21 protein-coding genes are annotated in these 24,228 nt (G+C 41.1%); 19 read left to right on the forward strand and 2 right to left on the reverse strand.

Translation table 11 applies throughout. The features are described 5' to 3' along the window. Window positions 1-15: 15 nt before the first annotated feature. Genes thpR through IB67_RS03320 form a run of 7 tightly spaced genes read left to right on the forward strand, consistent with a single transcriptional unit; the run spans window position 16 to window position 7,056 of the window. A complete protein-coding gene (thpR, locus tag IB67_RS03290; RefSeq protein ID WP_072759332.1) occupies window positions 16-588 on the forward strand; it encodes an RNA 2',3'-cyclic phosphodiesterase in 573 nt (190 codons plus the stop codon). Then, on the forward strand, window positions 578-1,630 hold the full coding sequence (recA, locus tag IB67_RS03295; RefSeq protein WP_072759329.1) for a recombinase RecA: 1,053 nt from the start codon (window positions 578-580) through the stop codon (window positions 1,628-1,630). Before thpR ends, recA begins: the two co-directional genes overlap by 11 nt. Continuing rightward, a complete protein-coding gene (locus tag IB67_RS03300) occupies window positions 1,608-2,093 on the forward strand; it encodes a regulatory protein RecX (protein ID WP_084634378.1) in 486 nt (161 codons plus the stop codon). Before recA ends, IB67_RS03300 begins: the two co-directional genes overlap by 23 nt. Beyond that, window positions 2,093-3,646, forward strand: a complete 1,554-nt coding sequence (rny, locus tag IB67_RS03305) for a ribonuclease Y (RefSeq protein ID WP_072759453.1) — start codon at window positions 2,093-2,095, stop codon at window positions 3,644-3,646. The genes IB67_RS03300 and rny overlap by 1 nt, the downstream gene beginning before the upstream one ends. 39 nt (window positions 3,647-3,685) lie before the next feature. Beyond that, complete coding sequence (murJ, locus tag IB67_RS03310) at window positions 3,686-5,119, forward strand: murein biosynthesis integral membrane protein MurJ (protein ID WP_072759327.1); 1,434 nt, start codon at window positions 3,686-3,688, stop codon at window positions 5,117-5,119. 37 nt (window positions 5,120-5,156) lie between these two features. Continuing rightward, entirely contained in the window at window positions 5,157-5,870 is a 714-nt protein-coding gene (locus IB67_RS03315) for a biotin--[acetyl-CoA-carboxylase] ligase (protein ID WP_072759325.1), read from the forward strand. Further along, on the forward strand, window positions 5,839-7,056 hold the full coding sequence (locus tag IB67_RS03320) for a D-alanyl-D-alanine carboxypeptidase/D-alanyl-D-alanine-endopeptidase (protein ID WP_072759323.1): 1,218 nt from the start codon (window positions 5,839-5,841) through the stop codon (window positions 7,054-7,056). The genes IB67_RS03315 and IB67_RS03320 overlap by 32 nt, the downstream gene beginning before the upstream one ends. On the opposite strand, the gene IB67_RS03325 is transcribed toward IB67_RS03320, so the two are convergent. Then, entirely contained in the window at window positions 7,053-8,018 is a 966-nt protein-coding gene (locus IB67_RS03325) for a YbgA family protein (RefSeq protein WP_245789549.1), read from the reverse strand. The two genes, IB67_RS03320 and IB67_RS03325, sit on opposite strands and share 4 nt — an antisense overlap. A 62-nt stretch (window positions 8,019-8,080) precedes the next feature. Here IB67_RS03325 and IB67_RS03330 point away from each other — a divergent pair, with 62 nt between their 5' ends. The 3 genes from IB67_RS03330 to IB67_RS03340 all read left to right on the forward strand — a co-directional run bounded on the left by IB67_RS03330 (window position 8,081) and on the right by IB67_RS03340 (window position 11,620). Beyond that, window positions 8,081-9,253, forward strand: a complete 1,173-nt coding sequence (locus tag IB67_RS03330) for an L-lactate MFS transporter (RefSeq protein WP_498875470.1) — start codon at window positions 8,081-8,083, stop codon at window positions 9,251-9,253. A 55-nt stretch (window positions 9,254-9,308) separates the two neighbouring features. Next, window positions 9,309-9,488: an HTH domain-containing protein gene (locus IB67_RS03335; RefSeq protein ID WP_072759319.1), complete on the forward strand. Its 180-nt coding sequence runs from the start codon at window positions 9,309-9,311 to the stop codon at window positions 9,486-9,488. 77 nt (window positions 9,489-9,565) lie between these two features. Further along, on the forward strand, window positions 9,566-11,620 hold the full coding sequence (locus IB67_RS03340) for a metallophosphoesterase (RefSeq protein ID WP_072759317.1): 2,055 nt from the start codon (window positions 9,566-9,568) through the stop codon (window positions 11,618-11,620). A gap of 76 nt (window positions 11,621-11,696) precedes the next feature. Here IB67_RS03340 and hcp read toward each other — a convergent pair whose 3' ends face one another. Beyond that, complete coding sequence (gene hcp / locus IB67_RS03345; protein WP_178137750.1) at window positions 11,697-12,998, reverse strand: hydroxylamine reductase; 1,302 nt, start codon at window positions 12,996-12,998, stop codon at window positions 11,697-11,699. Between the two features lie 153 nt (window positions 12,999-13,151). Between hcp and IB67_RS03350 the strand changes: the two genes are divergently transcribed. From IB67_RS03350 to secA, 9 genes are all read left to right on the forward strand, one after another. Continuing rightward, entirely contained in the window at window positions 13,152-13,829 is a 678-nt protein-coding gene (locus IB67_RS03350) for a Crp/Fnr family transcriptional regulator (protein ID WP_072759315.1), read from the forward strand. Window positions 13,830-14,023: 194 nt separating this feature from the next. Continuing rightward, window positions 14,024-15,055, forward strand: coding sequence for an L-threonine 3-dehydrogenase (gene tdh, locus IB67_RS03355; protein WP_072759447.1), 1,032 nt, complete (start codon window positions 14,024-14,026; stop codon window positions 15,053-15,055). A gap of 28 nt (window positions 15,056-15,083) precedes the next feature. Then, window positions 15,084-16,271 (forward strand): glycine C-acetyltransferase, encoded by a 1,188-nt coding sequence (locus IB67_RS03360; RefSeq protein ID WP_072759313.1) that lies wholly within the window; start codon window positions 15,084-15,086, stop codon window positions 16,269-16,271. 58 nt (window positions 16,272-16,329) lie between these two features. Next, window positions 16,330-17,544, forward strand: coding sequence for a cyclic nucleotide-binding domain-containing protein (locus IB67_RS03365; RefSeq protein WP_339746293.1), 1,215 nt, complete (start codon window positions 16,330-16,332; stop codon window positions 17,542-17,544). Window positions 17,545-17,571: 27 nt separating this feature from the next. Beyond that, entirely contained in the window at window positions 17,572-18,732 is a 1,161-nt protein-coding gene (iadA, locus tag IB67_RS03370) for a beta-aspartyl-peptidase (RefSeq protein WP_339746295.1), read from the forward strand. A 188-nt stretch (window positions 18,733-18,920) separates the two neighbouring features. Then, complete coding sequence (locus IB67_RS03375; protein ID WP_072759307.1) at window positions 18,921-20,072, forward strand: sodium ion-translocating decarboxylase subunit beta; 1,152 nt, start codon at window positions 18,921-18,923, stop codon at window positions 20,070-20,072. Between the two features lie 34 nt (window positions 20,073-20,106). After that, window positions 20,107-20,367: a ferredoxin family protein gene (locus IB67_RS03380; protein WP_072759305.1), complete on the forward strand. Its 261-nt coding sequence runs from the start codon at window positions 20,107-20,109 to the stop codon at window positions 20,365-20,367. Then, window positions 20,360-21,529, forward strand: a complete 1,170-nt coding sequence (locus tag IB67_RS03385) for a 2-oxoacid:acceptor oxidoreductase subunit alpha (protein WP_072759303.1) — start codon at window positions 20,360-20,362, stop codon at window positions 21,527-21,529. Before IB67_RS03380 ends, IB67_RS03385 begins: the two co-directional genes overlap by 8 nt. A gap of 103 nt (window positions 21,530-21,632) precedes the next feature. Continuing rightward, on the forward strand, window positions 21,633-24,227 hold the full coding sequence (gene secA, locus IB67_RS03390; protein ID WP_464309275.1) for a preprotein translocase subunit SecA: 2,595 nt from the start codon (window positions 21,633-21,635) through the stop codon (window positions 24,225-24,227). Window position 24,228: the final 1 nt, after the last annotated feature.

Here is a 24,228-nt window from a genome sequence, read left to right on the forward strand (position 1 = left end):
TATGGAGGGGTTCGCGTGAGAACGTTTATTGCCGTTGATGTTAATCAGGAAATTAGAGAAATAGCCACAGATGTTATCGACAGATTGGTGGGGCTTGGTTTCAAAGCTGCATGGACTAAACCAGAAAATTTGCATTTAACTCTTTTTTTCCTCGGAGAAATGGATGAAAAGGCAGTCGAGTCGATGGCTCTCTCTTTAAACAAAAGGCTGCAAGGTTTCCCATCTTTTAGCACAAACTTGGTGGATTTTGGTTATTTTAAATTCAAGCAATCACCACGCGTTCTCTTTTTAAAGCTTGAACCAACTAAGTCTTTGCAGAGGATGTATCTTGAGATGAAGTCTGAGTTGACTAAGTGCAAGGTGAAGTACGATGACCAAGGTAATTTTGTTCCGCATGTTACGCTTGGTAGGGTCAAAGAGTATCCTAATAATTGGGAAGAACTTGTTAAGGAGATTCAAGTTCCAAAAGTATCGCTTGTTATAGATGGTATTACCATCTACAGCTCAACGTTAACGCCGCAAGGTCCGATTTATAAATGGATGTACAAATTGAAATTTGAAGGAGGTTTGGTTAGAAATGCCAGATGAAATGAAGAAAGATGTTTTAAAAAAGGCTATCAGCAAGATCGAAAAGCAGTATGGTAAAGGTTCAATAATGGTCCTTGGTGAAGATAACCTGCTCCAGGGTGTTGAAGTTATTCCGAGCGGGTCACTTGCGATCGATATAGCCTCTGGAGTCGGTGGATACCCGAGAGGAAGGGTTATCGAAATATACGGTCCAGAGTCAAGTGGTAAAACGACCATAGCTCTCCACGCGATAGCATCTGTACAGAAGATGGGCGGTATTGCAGCCTTTGTTGATGCTGAACACGCACTCGATTTGAACTATGCAAGGAACCTCGGAATTAATCTTTCTGAACTCTTGGTCTCACAACCTGACTATGGTGAGCAAGCACTCGACATTGTTGACGAGCTCGTTAGGAGCAATGCAGTGGACCTTATAGTTGTCGACTCTGTTGCAGCACTTGTTCCAAGAGCCGAGATAGAAGGAGCGATGGGAGAAGCCCAGATAGGACTTCAAGCAAGATTGATGTCACAAGCTTTAAGGAAGCTTGCAGGTAACGTGAATAAATCAAAGGCGGTAGTAATCTTTATAAACCAAACGCGTATGAAGATCGGTGTTATGTACGGAAACCCAGAAACAACAACCGGTGGTGTCGCTCTGAAATTCTATGCAACGATGAGAATGGAAGTAAGGTCTTCTGGAAAGATTGTCGAGGGCAACGAACATGTTGGAAACGAAGTCACCATAAAATTTGTCAAGAACAAAGTCGCACCGCCATTTAGGACAACGACAGTGGATATAATTTACGGAAAAGGAATAGTAAGAGAAAATGAACTTTTCAACATGGCAGTGAATGAAGGACTCATAGACAGGCGAGGAAGTTGGTTTACATACGAGGATTTGACAGGAAAAGAACATTCACTCGGTCAAGGTAAGTCTAATGCCGTGAGTTATCTCTTTGAGCATCCAGAGATTGCAACTGAGATAGAGAACAGAATCAGGGAAAAGTACTTCCACAACATAGGAACGCAGAATACGCAGGATGAAGAAAAAGTATCGAAGTAACAAATATTACAATGACCAGAGCGATAATTTCTCGCACAAGTTCGAAAAAGACGTTCGTAAAGAAAAGGGAAAAAAATCCCCCATTGATGTTGCACTGAGATTTATAAAATTCAGGGCACGCTCTCAATGGGAAGTTGAAAATAGGCTAAAACGTGACGGATTTGACGAAGGGACAATTCAAGAAACTATCCAAAAGCTCAAAGAACGAGGGTTTATAGACGATGAAAAGTTTGCATATCTGTATGCGTACGATTCCCTTGTGATACACTACAAAGGACCGTACAGAATTCGATACGAACTTCGACAGCTGCACGTTGATGAGTACATAATCGAAGATGCAATCAAAAAAGTACTCGAAGAAGTTGATGTTAACGAAATTATTGAGAAAATAACGCAGAATTTGGATGAACAGAAGAAAAGAGAAAAACTATACAGGCAAGGTTTCGGAGGTGATTGGAAATGATGGATTTGATATACATCGTTATAGGTTTAGTTATAGGCATTGCAGCAGGGTATTTCTTTGGTTCAACAATAGGTAGGAAAAAAGCGGAAGAAAGCATCGAGAAGAAATTGAAAGCCGCCAAAGAAGATGCTGAGACTATTGTAAAGAACGCTGAAAAAGAAGCTTCTGAGATTAAGAAGAAGATGATCATCGAGGCACGAGAAGAAGCACACCAGATACGCGAAGAGATAGAAAAAGAACGAAAGCGCAGAGAAGAAGAAATTAAGGCACTTGAGGAAAGAATTCTAAAGCGTGAAGAAATGCTCAGTAAGCGTGAAGAAATGCTCGACAAGCGCGAGTTATTTGTAGATAACATGAAGATTGAACTTGAAACTAAAGCTAAGGAACTTGATGAAAAAGAAAAAGAAATCGAGCAGAGATTTATACAACTTGCAGGTATTACTCACGAACAAGCAAGGGAAATTGTTCTCCAAGAAGCACGCGAAAAGTACGAACACGAAGTTGCAAAGATTTTTGTACAGATAAAGTCAAGATACGAAGATGAAGCTGAAAAACATGCAAAGAAAGTTATTGCAGATGCGATTCAAAGATATGCGCCCGAGTACACTGGCGAGGTCACGATCAGCACCGTTATGCTTCCTAACGATGATATGAAAGGTAGATTGATCGGTAGAGAAGGAAGGAACATAAGAACGTTTGAGAAAATCACTGGTGTTGATTTGATCATTGATGACACACCGGAAGTTGTTACTCTCAGCTCATTCAATCCACTTAGGAGAGAAATAGCGAGAAGAACCATAGAGAAATTAGTACAAGATGGTAGGATACATCCTGCGAGAATAGAAGAGATGTACGAAAAGGCAAAAGTGGAAGTAGAAAAAGAGATTAAAGAAGCAGGTCAAGAAGCGATAATAACTGTTGGTGTTGGTGGACTGCATCCGGAAATTGTTAAATTACTTGGTAGGTTGAAATTCAGGACAAGCTACGGTCAGAACGTCCTCTATCATTCTATGGAAGTTGCTCAGATCGCAGGACTGCTCGCTTCCGAGCTTGGTTTGAACGTTGACAAAGCAAAGCGCGGTGGTTTATTGCACGATATCGGTAAGGCGTTAGACCACGAAGTTGAGGGCTCGCACACGACAATAGGTGCAGAGATTTTAAAGAGATACGGCGAGTCTGATGAAATAATCAACATGATAATGGCACACCACGGAGAAGAAGAGCCTATTACACCGGAAGCAGCGATAGTCACTGCCGCTGATGCTATATCGGCAGCAAGACCTGGAGCGCGAAGAGAAGATGTTGAAAACTACATAAAGAGGCTCATGAAACTTGAAGAGATAGCGAAGAGCTACAAGTACGTTGAGAATGCGTATGCTATCCAAGCTGGTAGGGAGATCAGAGTAATCGTTCAGCCAGACAAAACAGACGATGCAACTATAGAAAAAATGGCGCACGATATATCTGTCAGGATAGAAAACGAGTTGCAGTACCCAGGTGTTTTGAAAGTCGTAGTTATAAGAGAAAAGAGATCAGTCTCTTACGCAAAATAATGCGAATATTGATTCTTAGCAGAAATCGGAGGGTAATAAGTGAGTGTAATAATAAGTAGCTTAGCATTTGCTGTAGCAACGTTTCTTTCCAGAATACTCGGCCTTGTTCGAGACATGCTCATGGCTTCGAAGTTCGGAACTTCGTGGCAAGCTGATGCTTATTTTGTCGCCATACTCTTTCCGTTTTTTCTGCGCAGGGTCTTTGGTGAAGGTGCGATGACGTCAGCTTTTGTACCACTCTATGCCGAAGCAGAAGAGAAAGATGAATTCTTGTCTTCCGTTTTGACAAGTTTCACACTCGTTCTTTTGGTAATTGTTGCATTAGTAATGATATTTCCTGATATAGTTGTTTACCTTTTCAGTTCCGGAGCAGCTGAACAGACAAAAGAACTGATAAGACTCTTGACAAGAATCACAGCACCATCGATACTCTTCATTTTTTGGTGGGCGATAACATATTCGATAGAAAACACGCGAGGAAAGTTTTTTTATCCGGCACTTACACCTATAATTCCGAACATCGTGATCATACTCTTTATGCTCATCCCGGGTATTGGCATCTTTGGTCCTACCTGGGGTTTTTTAATAGGCGAAGCAGCTGCGTTTTTGGCTCTTGCATATCCTTTGAGAAGGCACAGGCTCAAATTGAGCTTTAAATACACGAAGACCTTTTTAAAATTGTTCTGGCCCAGCTTTTTAGCGATGTCCATTTCGCAAATTAACAGCATTGTGGATACTAACGTCGTCTCGTACTACAGCAAAGGTTATGGCGGTGGCGTGTCGTATTTACAATACGCTTCGAGGTTTTACATGCTCCCTTATGGTTTGTTTGGTGTAGCTGTGGCAACTGTTATCCTCTCGACTATAAGCAACGACAGGACTAACTACAGCAAACATCTGAAGAGCGGGTTAACATCAACACTTTTCTTCACCGTACCTGCAACCGTTGGTTTAATAGTCCTTGACGAGCCTATTCTGAGGCTATTTTACGAATACGGTCAGTTCACGGCAAACGATACGAGAATTACTGCGCAAGTTCTGAATGCATACGTCGTTGGACTGCCTTTTTATGGCATGTATTCAACGATGGCACGTGCAAGACATGCGATGAAGGATATGAAAACACCTCTCAAAGCTACTACAATCGTAGCGATTTCTAATGTAGTTATGGACTTGTTAGTTGGTTTGAAGTACGGACCTGTAGGCGTCGCGCTTGCCACGAGCGTTGCGGGAATTATCGGATTTCTGTACTTACTTTCAAAAGAGCAAGACAAAAGGCTTTTTGAGAAAGACGACTTGTATATTCTTCTTTCAGCTGTTTTGATGGGAATTCTGACTTACTACTTCATCAGTATATCAACCCGTCGCATTTGGGTTATACCGGCAACCGTATTTGGAGCGCTCGTGTATTTACTTCTCTCAGCTGTTTTCCTGAGAGGTAGAGTGAAGGAATTCTTAAAGAGGAGAAGATAATACAGTCTTTTAAATCAAAATCAAGGGGAGCTGACGAATGATAGGCGAAGAGATAGAAGTTTTGTATGAAATCGATAGTACGAACGAATTTTTGAAGAGAAATTACAAATCCTTCCACGATGGTGCTATTGTAGTTGCGATTAAGCAGACTGCTGGTAAGGGGCGCATGGGGCGTTCTTGGTACTCACCTGAAGGTGGACTGTGGTACTCTGTGTTGTTTAAACCGAAGATACACATAAACCTTCACGTGTACACGAAGATATTCTCTATCGCTATTGTGGAAGTTTTGAGGAAGCTGAAGATTAAAGCTTACATTAAATGGCCAAACGATATATATTACAACGGAAAGAAACTTTGCGGAATACTTTCCGAAGCCGTTTCGGTAAACGATAGAGTTGTGGCGATAATCGTAGGCATAGGTTTGAATGTCAACAACGACATACCTGAGGAACTAAAGAACGTTGCTGTATCGATTAAGGACATTTTGCGAAAAAAAGTAAAGATTACATACCTTTTAGACTCAATCAATAAGCATGCTTGGAATATCTTGGTTAACTACAGGAATGAGACTGAAAACATTACTAAGTTGTGGAAAAAGTATCTTGTTCCAAGGGAAGGGGATGTTTTAAAAGTAAAAGTAGACGATGAAATTGTGGAGGGAAAAGTATTAAAGATATCTGACGACATACTTTACGTTGACGTAGGAGGTAAAGTGATCGGTGTTCAAAGCATTCATCAGCTTGTTGAATAGGAATAAAAGAATACTTTTTTCGGTTTCCATTTTCGTATTTTTTATTCTTTCTAACCGTGCGAATGGACAGGATGTTTATTCAATAATCACATCTAAAATGCCCCAGGGTGGATACGCAGGGGCATATTTTGTGGATATTGATAGCGGTAGTATGCTTGTAAAGTACAACGAGCATAATCTGTTCATACCGGCGTCGCTAACTAAGATATTCTCGACACTCGTTGCTTGGGATGTGCTTGGACCGGAGTTCAGATATACGACAACCGTTTACGTGCCAAGAGGAAATATATCTCCCACATTAAGAGGAAATATTATCATAAAAGGCAACGGCGACCCGTCGATGAGCGTTGAGATCTTGAAAGAGCATCTCTACAAATTCGTTCAAGAAGGTGTCAAGGAGATAACCGGGAACATAGTTATCGATAATTCGTTTTTCTCAAACGAACGATGGGGAGTTGGATGGGAATGGGATTACAAGAATCCAAGCATCGATGCACTCGTTCTCAAAGAAAACACTAATTCTTTCTCACCATACGATGCCAACGCCGTAGCTATAAATTATGGTTCTCAGGTGCTTTCTATACTAAGAAATTATGGAATTCGTGTCAACGGCTCGGTAATGATTGGCAAACTGAACAGCGACTATCGGGAGTTTATTGTTATGAAATCGGTGCCGTTAAAAAACCTAATAAGCGTTGCGAATAAATTCAGCAGCAACTCTTACGCTGAACAGATTTTAAGAACAGTTGGTCTAAGGGTTTACGGGTATGCCAACGTATACAATTCTCTAAAAGTTATGAATGATTTTTACAAGAGGCTTTTTGGGGAGTACTACCCTTTAAAACTCAATGACGCTTGCGGTCTTTCGACGTATAACCTTTTGACCCCTTACTCCGTTGTGCAGGTGTTACTATACGCATACAGAAATTACGGTGGTCTTGACGGATTCATATCTACGCTCGCGATCTCTGGAAAAGAAGGAACTATGCAGGGCCGACTCGGTGATATAACCTTGTATGCAAAAACCGGTACACTTCAAAAAGTTTCAAACATCGCAGGAGTGATGATTACAAGAACAGGAAGAAAGGTAGCTTTTGCGATAATGGTTAACAACTTTATTACGCCAACTTACGTGGTTATGCAATACCACGACGAGATAATTAGGTACGTGTGGAATAACTACTAATTCTTTTCTTCCAGTCTTTCTTCGTTCTTTATATCGGCTCTTAAATCTATCGCATCGAGTTCTCTCGGATAAGGCTCGAATAGGGATTGATTCTTAATATATGATTCCGAATGCCTGATTGCCCAAGATTTTAATACGCTGAGAACCGATTGCAGATTTACAATCCCGTTCTTATAATCTTCGATTAAATCCATGAAATACGCCTTTTCCTCGAGGTTTATAATGTCCTTAAAATGCCCGTACACATGCAACAGCATGTTGATGATTTTACTTCTCTTAATTGGAGTTTTAAGTAATTTAACTAACATGCTGTGGTATTCTTTGAGCGTTTCGTTATTAAAGCCTTTCTGTGCAACGAGTCTTCCCATGTCTCTCATAATCTTCTCGTTCTTTGCAAGGAACAGATACTTGTTCTTTGAGTGGAATTCAATGAGTTCATTCTTCGATTTTATGCTTCTGAACTCTACGTGTTTGAAAATGAAAGTGAAGAATTCGAACCTTATTTTGTCATTTGTAAGTCGCATTTCGCTCTCTATGGCTATTTCTGGTAATTTTTCAACCATCGTCTTTGCAAAAAGACCTGCGGTCTTTGAAACAACACGCCCATTTTCACCGTACAGCTTTGCATCGTTTAAACCACACGATGGAGACTTCGACTTTAGTATCATGCCGTCTATGATGCCTTTTACGTTTTCCAAAAATCCATCCGCAAAGTTGTACATTTTGTTTGTCAAGTCAACCGTACGGGCTTTGTTCAAAAGCTTCAGTTCGTTGTTGATTAAAAATACGTCTATCGGCTCTCTTGGAATTGGCAGACCAATTTCAACCTCTGGACAAACCCTTACGAATTCGCAGTACTTTTCCAACTTTTTCACAATTTCGCTTGAAATAATCCCTCCGTCATACCTTGTGTGTTCGAAAAAGCAGCGGCTTACAACTATCTTAGGTTTTGGCATATTCATAACATCACCCCTCGTTAAATTATAGCATATATAAATTAATAAGTCACAGAAGGGGGTAAAACATGAAATCAAGATGGATTTACGTCGTCTTTGGGATAGTCATATTTATCTGTCTTGGAACTGTGTACTCGTGGAGCATATTCAGAAAACCGCTTGAGAACATGATGGGTCTTTCTTCGGTTGAAAGTAGCTTGCCATTCATGTTCTTTTTGACATTTTACTCTTTGTTGATGCCTGTTGGTGGCAAGTTAGTAGCTAAGCACAGCCCGAGAAACGTCCTAATTTTCGGCGGTATATTAGTTGGACTTGGATGGATACTTGCATCGTTTTCGGAGGGTTTATGGCAACTCGTACTAACCTACGGTGTTGTTGCCGGCAGTGGTGTTGGGATCGCTTATGGGATACCAATAAGTGTTGTTTCAAAGTGGTTCAACGAGAAAAAAGGACTAGCTTTGGGAGTTCTCATCGCTGGATTTGGGCTTTCACCGTTTGTCACAGCGCCATTGGCTAAAAAGTTGATTACTTCCTACGGAGTCTTTCCTGCATTTAGGATTTTGGGAATGGCTTTTCTGCTCTTGATCACGCTGCTGTCTATACCATTCAAATTTCCGAAAGATTCTGGTTTTGAATCAGATAGCAACGATGGTTCGACTTCTCCAAGACAGATGCTCAAAAATAAAAAATTCTATGCACTTTGGTTTTGCTTTATGGCAAGTACGTTTATCGGATTGATGATCATCGGAATCACCGCACCTTTCGGAGAAGAGGTTATAAGGATTGACGAAAAGACGATGCCCATTTTAACCGCTATCTTTTCGGCATTTAACGGAATAGGCAGGCCGCTTTTTGGCTTGTTGTCAGACATTATCTTACCACAAGTAACGATTTCGGTATCCTATGTCTTGGTTATTTTATCATCTTTGTTGTTGGCGTATACTCATTCTCCAATCTCTTTCGTAGTTTCATTCTCACTCTTCTGGTTAACATTCGGTGGATGGCTCGCAATGGCGCCGTATCTAACTTCGAAGTTCTTTGGGAATAAATATCAAAGTCAAAACTATGGAATTGTATTTACCGCATACGGTTTTGGCGCAATTTTTGGAAATCTATCAGCTGGCATAATCAAAGACTTATTTGGAAGCTACAAGTATGTCGTATATCCGATAGCTCTTCTTGCCATTATCGCTGTTGTTGTTGCAAACGTTTATTTGAGGGTAAACGAAAACGTTAGGTAAATGACTCATGATATAATAAATACTGTGGAACGAATTTAATGTAGGGGGTGTAATCATGGACAAGAAAGAACTTGTATTCAAAGTGTTACTCGAATCAGACAAACCGCTGAGGCCGGGAGATATCGCCGAGAAGGCAAGCCTTTCAAAAGAAGAGGTTGATAAAGCCATTAAAGAGCTGAAAAACGAGGGCAAGATCGAATCTCCAAAAAGGTGTTTTTATCAAGCAAAGAAATAACCAATCAAACCCGCCGAGGATTCCCGAGGCGGGTTTGTGCTATTTATACCACTTTGTTTCGCGTTAGGAGGGAAATCGTGCGAGCTAAGTTTTTGTTATTACTAATTCTGTTTCTAACCTTTATATATTTGTTCTCATCTACCGTATTTGCTCAAATACCATTCTTATCGCATAAGGGTTTTGTAGCGGTACTGAGCGATCTGCACTATCCATACCGCTCGAATATCACGGATACTCTGTTTAAAAAGCTCCTTGAACTGAAGCCGAGTTACGTATTTTTGACAGGTGACTTGACGGAGATGGGTAGCGATGTGGAATTTTCGAAATTGTGGAAAGCCATTTCGGTGCTTGATAAATCGGGTATCAAGTACAGATATACCCTTGGAAATCATGATGTGCGTTGGAGCGATATATTCAGAAAATCAAAAAGGCTGTCGAATGTTCCATATGAATTCTTCCAAGAGACTGTGGATAAGTTATTATTTATAGGCATAGATACATCTGTCCCATTCCAGCAAGTTGGTCATATTGGCAACGAGCAGTTGAAGTGGGTTGAAAACACTCTCAAGAGTGCAGGAGTTGAAAAGAAAATTCCGATTATATTGTGCCACCATCCGTTCGGTGGTCCTTCGAATTATACCGACGACGGCTGGAAGTTGATGAATATGCTTTTAGAATACAGAGTACCTTTGGTTTTGTACGGACATGGGCACAGCTATTCTTATGCAGGAAATTACAACGGGACATGGTTTCAGATGATTGGAGCAGCAAAGGATGGGTATATGACCATTGTAAGCTGGGACGAAGCGGCTTTACATATCTGGAGATACTCGCTTGAATTTGATAAATTTGAATTATTAAAATCTGTATCTCTAATACCGGAAGCTATTGAAAAAAATCTATCGCCTTCAATAGAAAACAAAGACGGAAAAATCTCTATATCTGCCAACCCTTCAAAATACAACAGAATTAAAGCGATTTCCAACGGCAAGATTCTCCTTGAACGAACTCTAAAAGATACTTCCAAAACCAGCTTTGAAATAGGCAACGTTACAACCGATTTAGGCATCAACTTTTTATCACTCTATGGCTACTCAAAAGGATACACTATTCATAGATTTTACACATTAAAAAGCGCCATAAACACTGATGCTAAGTTAAAACTCATTTGGTCGTATGAATTACAGGAAGCTATTTATTCAAAGCCGATAGAAGTAGATGGTGGGATAATCGTAGCTGATTACTCGGGCACGGTTTTGTTTTTGCAGGATGGAAAAGAGACTTGGAAGATGAAGATTGGTCCTGTTTTCGCGAATATAGTTAGTGAAAGTGATTCGGGTACGTCGTTCTTCATTGGCGATATCGATGGTAATATGTATGTTATTGAAACCAAGACAGGAAAGATTTTGAAGAAGATAAAACTTAACGAACCAATTTATACAATTTCAAATGGAAAATCAACACTACTCGTTGGTGCAGGTAGGTTTGGTTATGTGATTCGAAAGTCAGATCTCCAGATAATAGCCAAACACGATTTAAAGGGGTTAGTACAATCAGAAGCTTATTTTGAGAATGGAGTGTATTACCAAACATCTTGGGGCGGAGGTATCTATATCATAGCCGAAGATGGAAGGCTTACAGATAGAATAGACACGGGAAGCGGATACTACACAGCGGGTGCGTGTAAACCTGCGGTGATTGACGAATGGCTCTTCTATACAACCACCGGAAGCAAAGTTGTTGGTGTGAATTTAAAAGACAAGACTAAAAAATGGGAAGCCGGCAACATAACGGTTGGATATTCCTCAGTTGAAAAATTCAAAGATTTCATCTTTGTATCTTCACTTGGGGGAACGGTGTATAAATTTGACAAAAACGGAAAGTTGGTCTGGAAAGCAAATACAGGTTCGCCGATAAGTTTTTCATCGCCGAGAGTTTTGAGCGATAATCATTTAATAATTGGAACAAACTCAGGTGAGATAGCTTTAATAGACATAACGACGGGAAGTTTCTCAAAGTACTTTGCAGGACCCTCTTATGTGACGCATGTTGTACCAACTTCAAATCCCGGAACATTTATTGTGGCTTTTGCGGACGGGAGTGTGAAGATGATAAGAATAGGTTCAACGTGAATCAATTACAAATAACGCAGGGCATTTCAGCCCTGCGCTTTTTTATTTTTCAAAATCGGTTCGAATTTAAGGTTTCTTATACCTTTAAAATCGCCTTTATATCTTCTTCCGGTTGCCCTATGAGTTTCAAATCGTAGTTCTTAACGAGCACTTCAAGAATTTCTTTATTGACCCAAGCTGGCAATACAGGACCTATGTAGATTCCTTTGAGTCCAAGTGCAAGTAGTGTCCACAGTATTGCAACAGCTTTCTGTTCCATCCATGTGAGCACGAGTGATAGCGGGAGCTCTGTGACAGGAACACCGAACGTTTCAGAGAGCGCCATGGCTATTTCGAGTGCTACGATTGTATCGTTGCATTGACCAACGTCGATGAGTCTTGGAATACCTTCAATATCGCCGAGTTGTAAGTCGTTGATTCTGAACTTACCACACGCAAGTGTTATAACTACTGTTTCCTTTGGAAGTTTTTCGACGAATTCTCTGTAGTATGCACCGCGTCTTGTTGGGGTATCGCATCCGCCAACAACAAAGAAGTGTTTTATCTTTCCAGCTTCAACAAGTTCTTTAATCTTTCCCGCTAAAGATTTAACAACGCTTGCAGAATATCCTGTTGTGAGCTTGTACTTTCCGGGTTGTTCTGGGAGCTTTGGCAATGACTTTGCCTTCGCTATAACTTCCGAATAGTCGTAACCTTCAATGTGCTTTACGCCGGGAAGCCTTGCAATCGATGTTGTGAACATTCTGTCTCTATAGGATTCTTTTGGCAACAGTACGCAGTTACTCGTTCCGAGTATCGCTGCGGGAATTTTGTCAAAGAGGTCCCTTTGATCAAACCAAGCGCCTCCGAGGTTTCCAGCTAAGTTCTTGTATTTTCTCAATCCGGGATATCCGTGTGCTGGGAGCATTTCAGAGTGCGTGTAGACGTACACATCCGTGCCTTCAACTTGTTTAAGGAGCTCTTCAAGAGCTTTGAGATTATGTCCAGTGACGATTATCGCGTGTCCTTCTTTTGTACCCGTTTCCACTTCTGTCGGCATCGGCTCACCGTACGTTTCAATATGTGCCTTCTTGAGTAGTTGCATGACTTTGAAGTTCATCATACCAGCTCTGAGAGCCAAATTCACAAACTCCTGAGCATCGAAATTCACGTTTGTGAGGGTTGAATAGAGCCCTTCACTGAGGAAAGCTGCAATTTCCTCATCTTTGTAACCGAGTTCTCTTGCATGGTAGTAATACGCAGATATACCTTTGAGTATGTACTCCAAGTTATCTTGCAATCTTGAAACAACAGGATCTTTGCCGCACACACCTGTGATAGTACATGCTTCGCCGTTCATCGCTTGTGAACACTGATAACAGAACATGTTCAACGCCATCTCAAAACACCTCCTAAAATAATACCTTTTAATATTCTTTGATTTCGAATAACCTGAGGTTTCCAAGATAAGTTTAATATAACTTCAAATATAATTCCGTAACCTATGTTACAATTTTAGAGAAATAGTCGTGTCTCAAACGGAGGGAACTTTATGGAAAAATACATAGAAGCTCTTCAAAAGTGCGAGGTATTTGCCGGTGTTGAGAAGAAATGCATAGAAGAACTTATGCGGTATGCGAAAATTCAAAGGTACGATTCGAAAGAGCTGGTGCGTTCAAGGAATGATGAGTGCGATGAGATGTTGTTTTTAGTTGAAGGTGAAGCGTTTGGGCTTTTTACAAATCCAGAGGGCCACGTTTTACAAATTGACCATATGTTCGCCCCGAAATTGCTCGCAGCTGCGGTTATATTCTCAACGGAAGCCAAGTACCCTGTTGATGTCGAAACCGCTCAACCTTCTGTTTTCCTAAGCATCGAAAAGGATAGGTTCGTTTCATACATGATGAAAAACGAGCAACTGCTGAGGAATTACCTTAGATACGTCAGCGATGCTTTTGTCTTCATCACCGATAGGTTTTATGAAATAACAATGAAAAACCTCGTCCAAAAAGTGTGTTCATATCTTGTGAGACTAATGGAAGAGCAGAAAAGTCCTGTTGTTACACTTGATATGACGAAAGAAGAGCTTTCAAGAGAGTTCGGCGCCACACGCCCTGCGCTTTCAAGGGTGTTTGTGGAGCTTGAGAAGCTTGGAATTATTGAGATGGAAGGAAAACGCGTGAAAGTCAACGATATCGACTATGTGCAAGACTATGCTGAATTTGGATAATGGATTATAAAAGTGCATATGGCTGAAAATAAGTGAATTTTTGTACTAATAACGTTCGAATTGCTAATTTTCTTCTGTATGCTCAGTTATTTCAGCTTTGCGAAAGTTTTTCGATAAACTCCGAGGTTGTATAATTGTATTGCCAGAAGAAAAGCTTTTAAACAAAGGAGGCGGTTAAATTGGGGACAGTAACAATGAAAGCTATAATGAAGCAAACAGCAGGACCAGGGCTTGTAATGACAGAAGTTGAAAAGCCAACGGAACTTGGACCAAGAGATGTGCTTGTTAAAATAAGGCGTGCTTCAATATGTGGTACGGATATACATATATACAAATGGGATGAATGGTCGCAGTCTCGAATCATCCCACCACTGATAACCGGACATGAAATGGCTGGTGAAGTTGTAGAGGTAGGTAGTGCGGTAACACAAGTTAAAGTGGGCGATTTAGTTGCGGCGGAGACGCACATTCCTTGCGAGCACTGCTATCAGTGTAAAACGGGAAGAATGCACATCTGTAAGAATTTGAAAATACTTGGCGTGGATACAAACGGTATCTTTGCAGAGTACGCGGTTATACCAGAAACTGTTCTGTGGCGCTTTTCAAAAGAGATACCTCTGGATTTCGCGTCTGTAATGGAGCCGTTTGGTAACGCTATACACACAGCTTCCGTAACAAACCTTCTCGGAAAGACTGTACTCATAACAGGTGCTGGTCCGATAGGCTTAATGGCGATACAAGTTGCTAAAGTTGCAGGAGCAAGTACGGTAATAGTTTCCGAGGTTGATCCGCTTAGAATCCAAATGGCGAGAGAAAATGGAGCAGATGTAGTAATAAATCCTGCGGAGAAGGATCTTGTAAGAGAAGTTTATAAATTGCTTGACGATGGTGTCGATGTATTGCTCGAAATGAGCGGAAATAGAAAAGCATTTGAAGATGGTTTGAAATGCGTGACGATGGGCGGAGAGGTATCCGTTCTTGGTATATTCGGCGGCAAGATCGATATCAATATCGATGCATTGCTAACTATGAGAGGCCTCACAATGTACGGCATAACCGGAAGGCGCATGTTCGAAACTTGGAGAATCGCAGATGAGCTGTTGAGGACAAAGAAAGTTGACCTCTCAAAAGTCGTGACTCACGTGCTTCCATTTGACCAGTGGGAAAAAGGATTTGAATTGATGCTCAATAAGCAATGCGGAAAAGTTGTTCTTAATCTTGACTAATGTGCCGTAGAGGAAAAGGAGGGTTTGTATGTTCGATTACAAGATTCTCGAAGATGAAATGGAAGCTCTTAAGAATGAGGGACTTTTGATAAATATCCGCACGTTGGAATCACCGCAGGGAGCATGGATTGTAATCAATGGCAAGAGAGTACTTAATCTTTGTTCGAACAATTACCTCGGGTTTGCTAACGACGAAAGGCTGAAACAGGCAGCGATAAAAGCAACCCAAGAATGGGGTGTTGGACCTGGGGCTGTTAGAACGATCGCTGGTACGATGAAAATTCACGAAGAACTCGAAAAAGCGCTTGCAGAATTTAAAGGTGCCGATGCTACGATATTCCTTCAGTCAGGATTTATAGCAAACCAAGCAGCGATCCCGACAATTTTTGGAGATGAATCAGACGCTATCATTTCCGATGAGCTTAACCATGCGAGTATAATCGATGGTGTAAGGCTTTCAAAAGCCAAGAGGTATGTATACAAACACAACGACATGAACGAACTCGAAGCAAGGCTTAAGGAAGCGAGAGATGTTCAGAAAGCAAGAAGAATACTTATCGTTACTGATGGTGTTTTCAGTATGGATGGAGATATAGCACCACTGCCTGAGATAGTCGAGCTTGCAGACAAATACGGAGCTGCTGTAATGGTCGACGACGCACATGGTGAGGGTGTGCTTGGACGTGGTGGGCGCGGTATAGTGGATCATTTCGGGTTGCACGGCAGAGTTGATATGGAAATAGGCACGTTATCGAAAGCGTTCGGCGTGCTTGGTGGATACATTGCAGGTAAAGAAACGCTTGTCAGGTACTTGAAACAGAAAGCAAGACCATTCTTGTTCAGCACGGGCCTTACACCGGCAGATGTGGCTGCGTGTCTTGAAGCGGTCAAGATACTCCAAGAGAGCGACGAAAGAGTCAGAAAGCTCTGGGATAATGCTTCATACTTCAAAACTGAAATGAGAAAGCTGGGTTTTGACCTTGGCGTAAGTCAGACACCGATAACGCCAGTAATGCTTTACGATGCAAAGGTTGCAAGCCAATTCAGTAAAGAACTGTTTGAAGAAGGCATATTCGCTCAAGCGATAGGATACCCAACGGTGCCAAAAGGAAAAGCAAGAATAAGAGTAATGATAAGTGCGGTACACTCAAAAGAAGATCTCGACTTTGCACTTGAAAAATTTGAAAAGGTTGGGAAGAAATTGGCGGTGATATGATAAAATCAAACCGGGTGGTTCTCACCCGGTTTAATTTTGCACATTAGAGGTGAGGATTATGAAGCTCATCACTTATCCTCCGAACAGTGTTATATATAAAGAAGGCGAGGTTCCGCAATCAATTTACTACATAGTTAACGGCTCCATTAGCACAAAACTCTTTAGAAAAGAAAAACAAATAGAAAGCGGTACAATCGGTGAATGGGGCATTTATAATATCCCGTCAGAAGAGAGCGTTGTTACACTTTCAGAAACTACCCTCTATTCAGTGAATCCAAGTGAAATTCTTTCATCCGAATATTCTGACAGAATATTGAGAAGTATGGTTTCCTCAATAGCCCAGCGATTGTTGGTTATAGATTCAGAGCTTGCAGAATCTCGGGAAATACCAGAATACGTTGGACCCGATAAACTAAGATTTTTCAATAGACTGCACCCGGGGGCTTATAAATTGACTGATAATATCTTTCAAGACATTTTGCAAGCCAAAAGGTTTTATGTGGGTGGTTATTATAGAGAAGCGATGGAGATATTTGCTAAGATGATGGCTCAGGTGACAAATGAAGAGCTCAAAAAGGAGATAATGGTATGGCATACTCTCCTGAGCATGCTAACGGATCCTGAAAGAGCCGAAATACACTTCAAAAGGCTCAATCCAAACGAATACGGCGATTTGCTTTCATATGTGTACCTTGTTAATTTCTTCAAAGGTGGTCAGAAGCAGGAGATACTTGAAATGTACATGAAAGCAGGTCTATTTGTTCCGGCCAACACCATAGTTACGCTCGAAGGTGAGGCAGCGTTGGAAGGATACTTGATACTGAAAGGATACCTGAAGGCTGTAAAACTTTTTGAGGATAAAGAAATACTGCTCTCAATAGTTGGACCTGGAGAATTCGTGGGTGAGGGTGCTTTCTTAGATTCAAAAGTAAGAATGGTCACACTGTACACGCTTTCACCTACCGCATTCATCCCGCTCAATGCCGAGGTTATAAACAAGACGATCACTACAAACCCAGGTTTTATACTGAAGATATGCGAGTCTCAACTGAGAAGGATATCGCAAGTCAAGAGATTACTTGAGATACGGTATCAATCAAATCCAGCTCAAAGAACGATAAGCGCGCTTAAGTACTTTTCTGAACTCTTTGGCAAGACAAAAATAACCGTAAGGGATATAGCGTATCTTGTCGATGTAAATTCCGAGAGAGTAATAGAAGAAGCTAAGCATCTTGGATTCAAAGTATCATTTGATGGAACGATCATTTCGTAGAGGATTAGCTGTTTTGGAGGAAGTGCGATGGTAAAGATATTCAAAAATGCGAAAGTGTTTGCCCCGGAATATTTAGGCGTCAAAGATATCGTATTCGATAAAGAGATTTTGTACGTGGGCGAAAGTATAAATACCGATGTACTGCCTTTCGAAATAGAAATCTATGATGCAAATGGTTTGTATTTGATTCCAGGCTTGATCGATCCTCATGTGCATATAACAGGTGGTGGCGGAGAAGGCGGGTTTGCAACGCGAACGCCTGAATTGGACTTTTCCGAGTGTGTAAAAAATGGTATCACCACAGTGATTGGTTGCCTTGGAACTGATGGGATCACGAGAAGCCTTGAAAACTTGTACGCAAAGGCGAAATCGCTTGAAACTGAAGGGATAAATACCTATATTTATACAGGCTCATATAGAATGCCACCTGTCACTTTCACAGGTTCAGTGATGAAGGATATAGTCCTAATTGATAAAGTTGTTGGCGTTGGTGAAATAGCGATTTCTGATCATAGATCTTCCCAGCCAACGTTTGAAGAAATTGCTCGAGTTGTAGCCGATACGAGAGTTGCGTCGCTCTTGTCTGGAAAGCCCGGAATTGTTAATTTCCATGTAGGAGTCGGGAACGCTGGGATAGATTATCTTTTCAAGCTTATCGATACAACCGAGATCCCAATCCACCACCTGTACCCCACGCACATGAGCCGGAGCAGAACACTTTTTGAACAAGGACTCGAATTTGTCAAAAGAGGAGGAACGATAGATCTAACCGCTTTGCAACCAGAAGAGTTGCCTAATGAAATCGAATCATTTAATACAGTCAACTGCATCGTAGAGATTTATGAGAACAAAATGCTCGATAATGTCACTATCTCGTCAGATGGACAAGGAAGTCTTCCGAGATTTGACAAAGATGGTAGATTCTTAGGGCTATCTGTTGGAAGTGTATCATCTGTTCCCCATACGCTCAAGCGTGTGGTTGAAAAAGGCGTTCCGTTTGAAGATGCACTGAAGATATCAACGACCAACCCCGCGAAAGTTTTTAACATGAAAAAAGGCAAGATATCAAAAGGATATGATGCAGATTTTGTGGTTATTGATTTAGAATCATGGAAAATTAGCACAGTAGTCTCGCGTGGAGAATTCGTTATGAAAGATGGCATTGTGAAGCCCAGAATATTTAAATAGTCTTGTGTGTGGCTTTATAGTTGCCTATAATTGCCAAATTCACATTATGGGCAAGAAAAATATAATAAATCGTTTATAGCTTGCCTATTTTTGATTTTAAGCTCGTTCTTGTTTATTGAAAAAAGATGTATTAATAGTATACTAAAATATGAGATAAAACAAAAATATTAATAGTGGAGGCTAAGTATATGCTGGATCAGTTCGCTTTGTTTTTCCAAAGTACGGGCTTTGCACAGCTTACTATGGGTAATATTTTCATGTTAATTATCGCTGGTGTTCTGGTGTATGTTGCTGTGAAAAAAGATGCTGAACCTCTTCTCTTAATTCCTATTGCTTTCGGTATAATTTTCTCGAATATTCCTTTACTTGCGACTGGTGTTCTGGCTGAACCTCAGGTTTTAGAAAATGGTGGATTAGTTCCAGGTGGTTTTTTGTATTACATAAAGCAAGGACTTGATCTGGGTATATACCCGCCGCTTATATTCTTAGGTATAGGTGCGTTGACGGACTTTTCATTTATGCTTTCCTACCCGATAACTATTTTCCTTGGCGGTGCTGCTCAAATCGGTGTTTATTTAACATTTCTTTTAGCAAGAGCTTTCCATTTTACGTTCCCTGAGGCAGCGGCGATAGGAATAATAGGCGGTGCGGATGGTCCGACGTCGATTTATTTAGCAACTAAGTTTTCACCGGATTTGCTACCTATTATCGCTATCTCTGCTTACTCGTATATCGCATTGATACCTATTTTGCAGCCTCCGATATCTAAATTACTTACAACAAAAGATGAGCGAAAGATAAGGATGAAACCACCGAGAAAAGTTTCAAAAACAGAGAAAATAGTGTTTCCAATCATTACAACTGTTATAACGGCGTTGATAGTTCCGCAATCCTTAGCGCTTGTCGGTCCTTTGATGTTCGGTAATCTTCTCAGAGAAGTTGGAAATGTGAAAAGATTGGTTGAAGCAGCGAGTAAATACATACTGGATACTACGACGATCTTGCTCTGTCTTTCTGTCGGAGCGTCTGCTCGAGCCGATGTTTTCCTCAGTCCGAAATCGCTCTTGATATTTGGCATGGGAGCTTTTGCGTTTGTTACATGCATTATCTCGGGAATACTTTTTGCAAAACTCATGAACCTTTTCTTGAAAGATAAGATTAATCCGTTGATTGGTGGAGCGGGTGTTTCGGCAGTTCCTGACTCAGCAAGGGTTGCACAGAAGATAGCTCAGGAAGAAGATCCAACAAACTTCATTCTCATGCATGCTATGTCACCGAACGTTGCTGGTGTTATCGGTACAGCTGTGGCGGCTGGTATGTTCTTAGCGATGCTTAAGTAATAAACTATAAATGTAAAAAAGGAGGTAAACCCTCGTGGCAAAAAAGCAGTACAGGGTGGAAATCAAATATCAGTGGTGTAAAGCATGTGGAATCTGCTATCATATATGTCCAACAAAGACAATTATTAAAGGAGAATTAAATAAACCTGCAGTCCCAGATCACAGCACTTGTATAGGTTGTATGATGTGTGAAAACCTTTGCCCGGATTTCGTTATAAACATAGTTGAGATACAACCAGAAAACTCCAGTATTGAAAAAGAAGCTGAACAGAAGGTGGGTGTTGAAAATGCCTAAAAATTCTCGCATGGTCTTTTGGCAAGGAAATGAAGCCTGTGCCTACGGTGCCATAAGGGCTGGTTGCCGATTTTATGCAGGCTATCCGATAACCCCATCTTCCGAAATAGCCGAAGCGATGGCAAGAGAACTCCCAAAAGTTGGTGGCGTTTTCATACAGATGGAAGATGAAATAGCGAGTGCCGCAGCTATAATTGGTGCTTCGCTTGCAGGTACAAAGTCTATGACCGCGACAAGTGGTCCCGGGTTCAGCTTAATGCAAGAAGCCATAGGTTACGCAGTTATGACTGAAACGCCAACTGTATTTGTGAACGTAATGCGTGGTGGTCCCTCAACGGGTATGCCAACAAAGCCAGCACAAGGAGATATAATGCAGGCAAGGTGGGGAACGCACGGAGACCATGCGATCATTGCCCTTTATCCTTCAACTGTTGAAGAAGTTTATAAATACACGATCAAGGCTTTCAACTTAGCGGAAGAGTACAGAACACCAGTAATATTGTTAATGGACGAAGTGCTCGGACACATGTACGAGAACTTTATGCTCCCACCTGACAGTGAAATAGAAATTGTAGAAAGACTAACATCAAGAGAACTCGAAGAGGAAGAATTGTTCGTACCTTTCAGTGAGAGTGAATATGCTGAAAACTTACCGCCAACTTTGGTTGAGATGGGTAAGGCGAGATTCCATGTATCCGGTCTCGTGCACGATGAATCCGGCTTCCCAATGGCAACGGCAGAGACTGCTGAAAAATTGATCAGGCGACTTGTGAATAAGATAAAGCTTCACATAGACAAGATTGCAGAATGTGAAGAATTTATGACTGAAGATGCTGAAACAATAATAGTTGCGTACGGTTCGGTTGCAAGGTCCGCAAAGGAAGCTGTCAAAATGGCAAGGCAGGAAGGTATAAAGGTTGGCTTACTCAGACCGATAACAATATGGCCCATCCCAATAGAGAAAATGAGGAAAAAGCTTTCGAGTGTTCAAAACGTCCTTGTTGCGGAGATGAATCTTGGGCAGTACGCAGGCGAAATTGCAAAGCTCATAAGACCTGGAACGAAAATGAGACTTTTAAGTAGGGTAGGGGGCGAACTCATAGCACCTCACGAGATACTTAACGAGCTTAACAATATGCTCCTCGAAGGCATAGATTTTTGAGATACTTTTGTCTTTTGGTCATCCTCGCTTGGATGACCTTTTTTCTTTTTTGTGGTAGAATATTATAGGTAAGTGAATTAACGATTTAAGGAGGAAAAAAGACGTGATTAGCAAGTTAAAAAAACTTTTTGACAAGAATGAGTCTGAAATAAGAAAGGCACGAAAGTTGGTAGAGAAAATTAACGCCCTGGAAGAACAAGTGAGAAGAATGTCTTTCGAAGAAATGAAGAACTATATCTTAGAACATAAAGGAAAGATCCAGAACCTTGAAGAACTCGACGAACATCTGGAAAAGGTTTTCGCATTTGTAAGAGAAGTTGCAAGGCGTACCGTGGGAATGAGGCATTTCGATGTGCAGCTTATAGGCGGAATAGTGCTCCACAAAGGTAAAATTGCTGAGATGAAGACCGGTGAAGGTAAAACGCTTGTCGCAACCGCACCAGTTGTGCTCAATTCTTTGATGAACAGAAATATCCACATGGTCACCGTTAACGATTATCTTGCAAAAAGGGATGCCATGTGGATGGGACCGATTTACCTCGCACTTGGGTTGAGGGTTGGAATTATAAACACCGCTGGTAAAGCGTACGAGGTAGTTTGGAAAAATCCGGAATTAGCTCAAAAAGGACTCGAAGAAAATTACTGCGTCTGGCCCGATGATTTCGACGGAGAATTTCTATCCGATGAGGCAAAAGTTAAGAAAGCCGTTGAAGCTTTTGAAGTTGATATCGTTGAGGTAAGTAAGAAAGAAGCTTACAGGTGCGATGTTACATACGGAACGAATTCTGAGTTTGGGTTTGATTACCTGCGAGATAATCTCGTTATCTCGCTCGAGGACAAAGTCCAAACCGGACATTTCTATGCGATAGTCGACGAGGTCGATAGCATACTCATAGATGAAGCAAGAACGCCGTTGATCATAAGCGGTCCTTCCAAGAACAATGCTTCCGTTTACAAACAATTCTATCAGATTGCAAAAAGACTTGAGAGAGACAAGCACTTTAAACTCGATGAAGAGCACAGAACGGTGCTCCTCACAGATGAAGGCATCGAATTTTTGGAAAAATTACTTGGCGTTGATAATTTGTACGATCCGGCGAACGTGAACAGTATTTACCATATAACGAATTCTCTGAAAGCGATACATCTTTTCAAAAAGGACGTTGATTACTTAGTTCACAACGGACAAGTCCTCATCGTCGATGAATTCACAGGGCGCGTTCTACCAGGAAGACGTTACAGTGGAGGCTTGCACCAAGCGATAGAGGCGAAAGAAGGAGTGCCTATAAAGGAAGAAAGTATTACGTATGCAACTATAACTTACCAGAATTACTTCAGAATGTACGAGAAACTCGCCGGTATGACTGGAACTGCGAAGACGGAAGAGGAAGAATTTAAATCGATATACGGTCTTGAAGTCGTTGTCATCCCAACGCACAAGCCTATGATTAGAAACGACAGAGACGACCTGATTTACCGAAGCGTAGACGAAAAATACAAAGCTATCGTTGAAGAGATTAAGAAAAGATACGAGAAAGGCCAGCCTGTTCTCATTGGAACGACGTCGATTGAGAAAAGTGAAAGGTTAAGCGAGATGCTGAGGCGTGAAAAGATTCCACATCAAGTTTTGAATGCGAAATACCACGAAAAAGAAGCGCAGATCATAGCCCAAGCAGGTCAAAAAGGAACGGTAACAATAGCAACTAACATGGCTGGAAGAGGAACGGACATCAAGTTAGGTCCAGGTGTGAAGGAACTCGGCGGTTTGTGCGTTATAGGTACTGAACGCCACGAGAGCAGAAGGATAGATAACCAGCTACGCGGTAGGTCAGGAAGACAAGGCGATCCGGGAGAGTCTATATTCTTCTTGTCTGTCGAAGATGATCTCATGAGAATCTTCGGTGGAGACAGGATACAAAAAGTTATGGACATGGTCAAGATAGAACCCGGACAGCCAATTTACCATCCGCTTTTGACAAAACTCATCGAACAGGTTCAGAAGAAAGTTGAAGGCATAAACTTCGGAGTTCGTAAATTCTTACTTGAACTTGATAGCGTCTTAGACACACAAAGAAGGGCGATTTATGGTTATCGAGATTACATACTTGAACACAACGTTGATAATTTCATAAACGAGGCGATTGAGAATTTTGTCCAGTCGAGAATCGATGAATTCTGTTCATCAATTGAATGGGATTTAGAAGGGTTGAAGAATTCCTTTGCCGTAATAAAAGATTATGTCAAAATAAACGAAAAAATCGACGATGTTGAAAAACTGAAAGCCGATTTAACGGCGCAGATCAGAGGATGGTACGAGGAGAAGAAGAAAGAATTTGGCGAAGATTTTGAACATGTCGCAAAGTTTATTGTACTAAGGATTATTGATGAAAACTGGAGACAGTACCTTGAAGAAGTGGAGCATGTCAAAGAGTCTGTAAGATTGAGAAGTTATGGACAAAAGGATCCAGTTCTTGAGTTTAAGAAAGAGACGTACGCGATGTTCACGGATATGATGTCGCGAAATTATGAACTTGCGGTTTCTTACCTACTCAATTTGAGAAGGGTGGACAATAAAGCAGAAGAAGAATCGAAGAAGGAACTTGCAAGAGTCAGCACAATTCATGATGAATTTAAACTTGTAGAAGACAAAACAGCTGATGGTAAGAAAAAACCAAAATTAAAAATAAAGAGAGATTAAA

The organism is Fervidobacterium riparium, from assembly GCF_025370035.1.
GTDB lineage: Bacteria > Thermotogota > Thermotogae > Thermotogales > Fervidobacteriaceae > Fervidobacterium > Fervidobacterium gondwanense.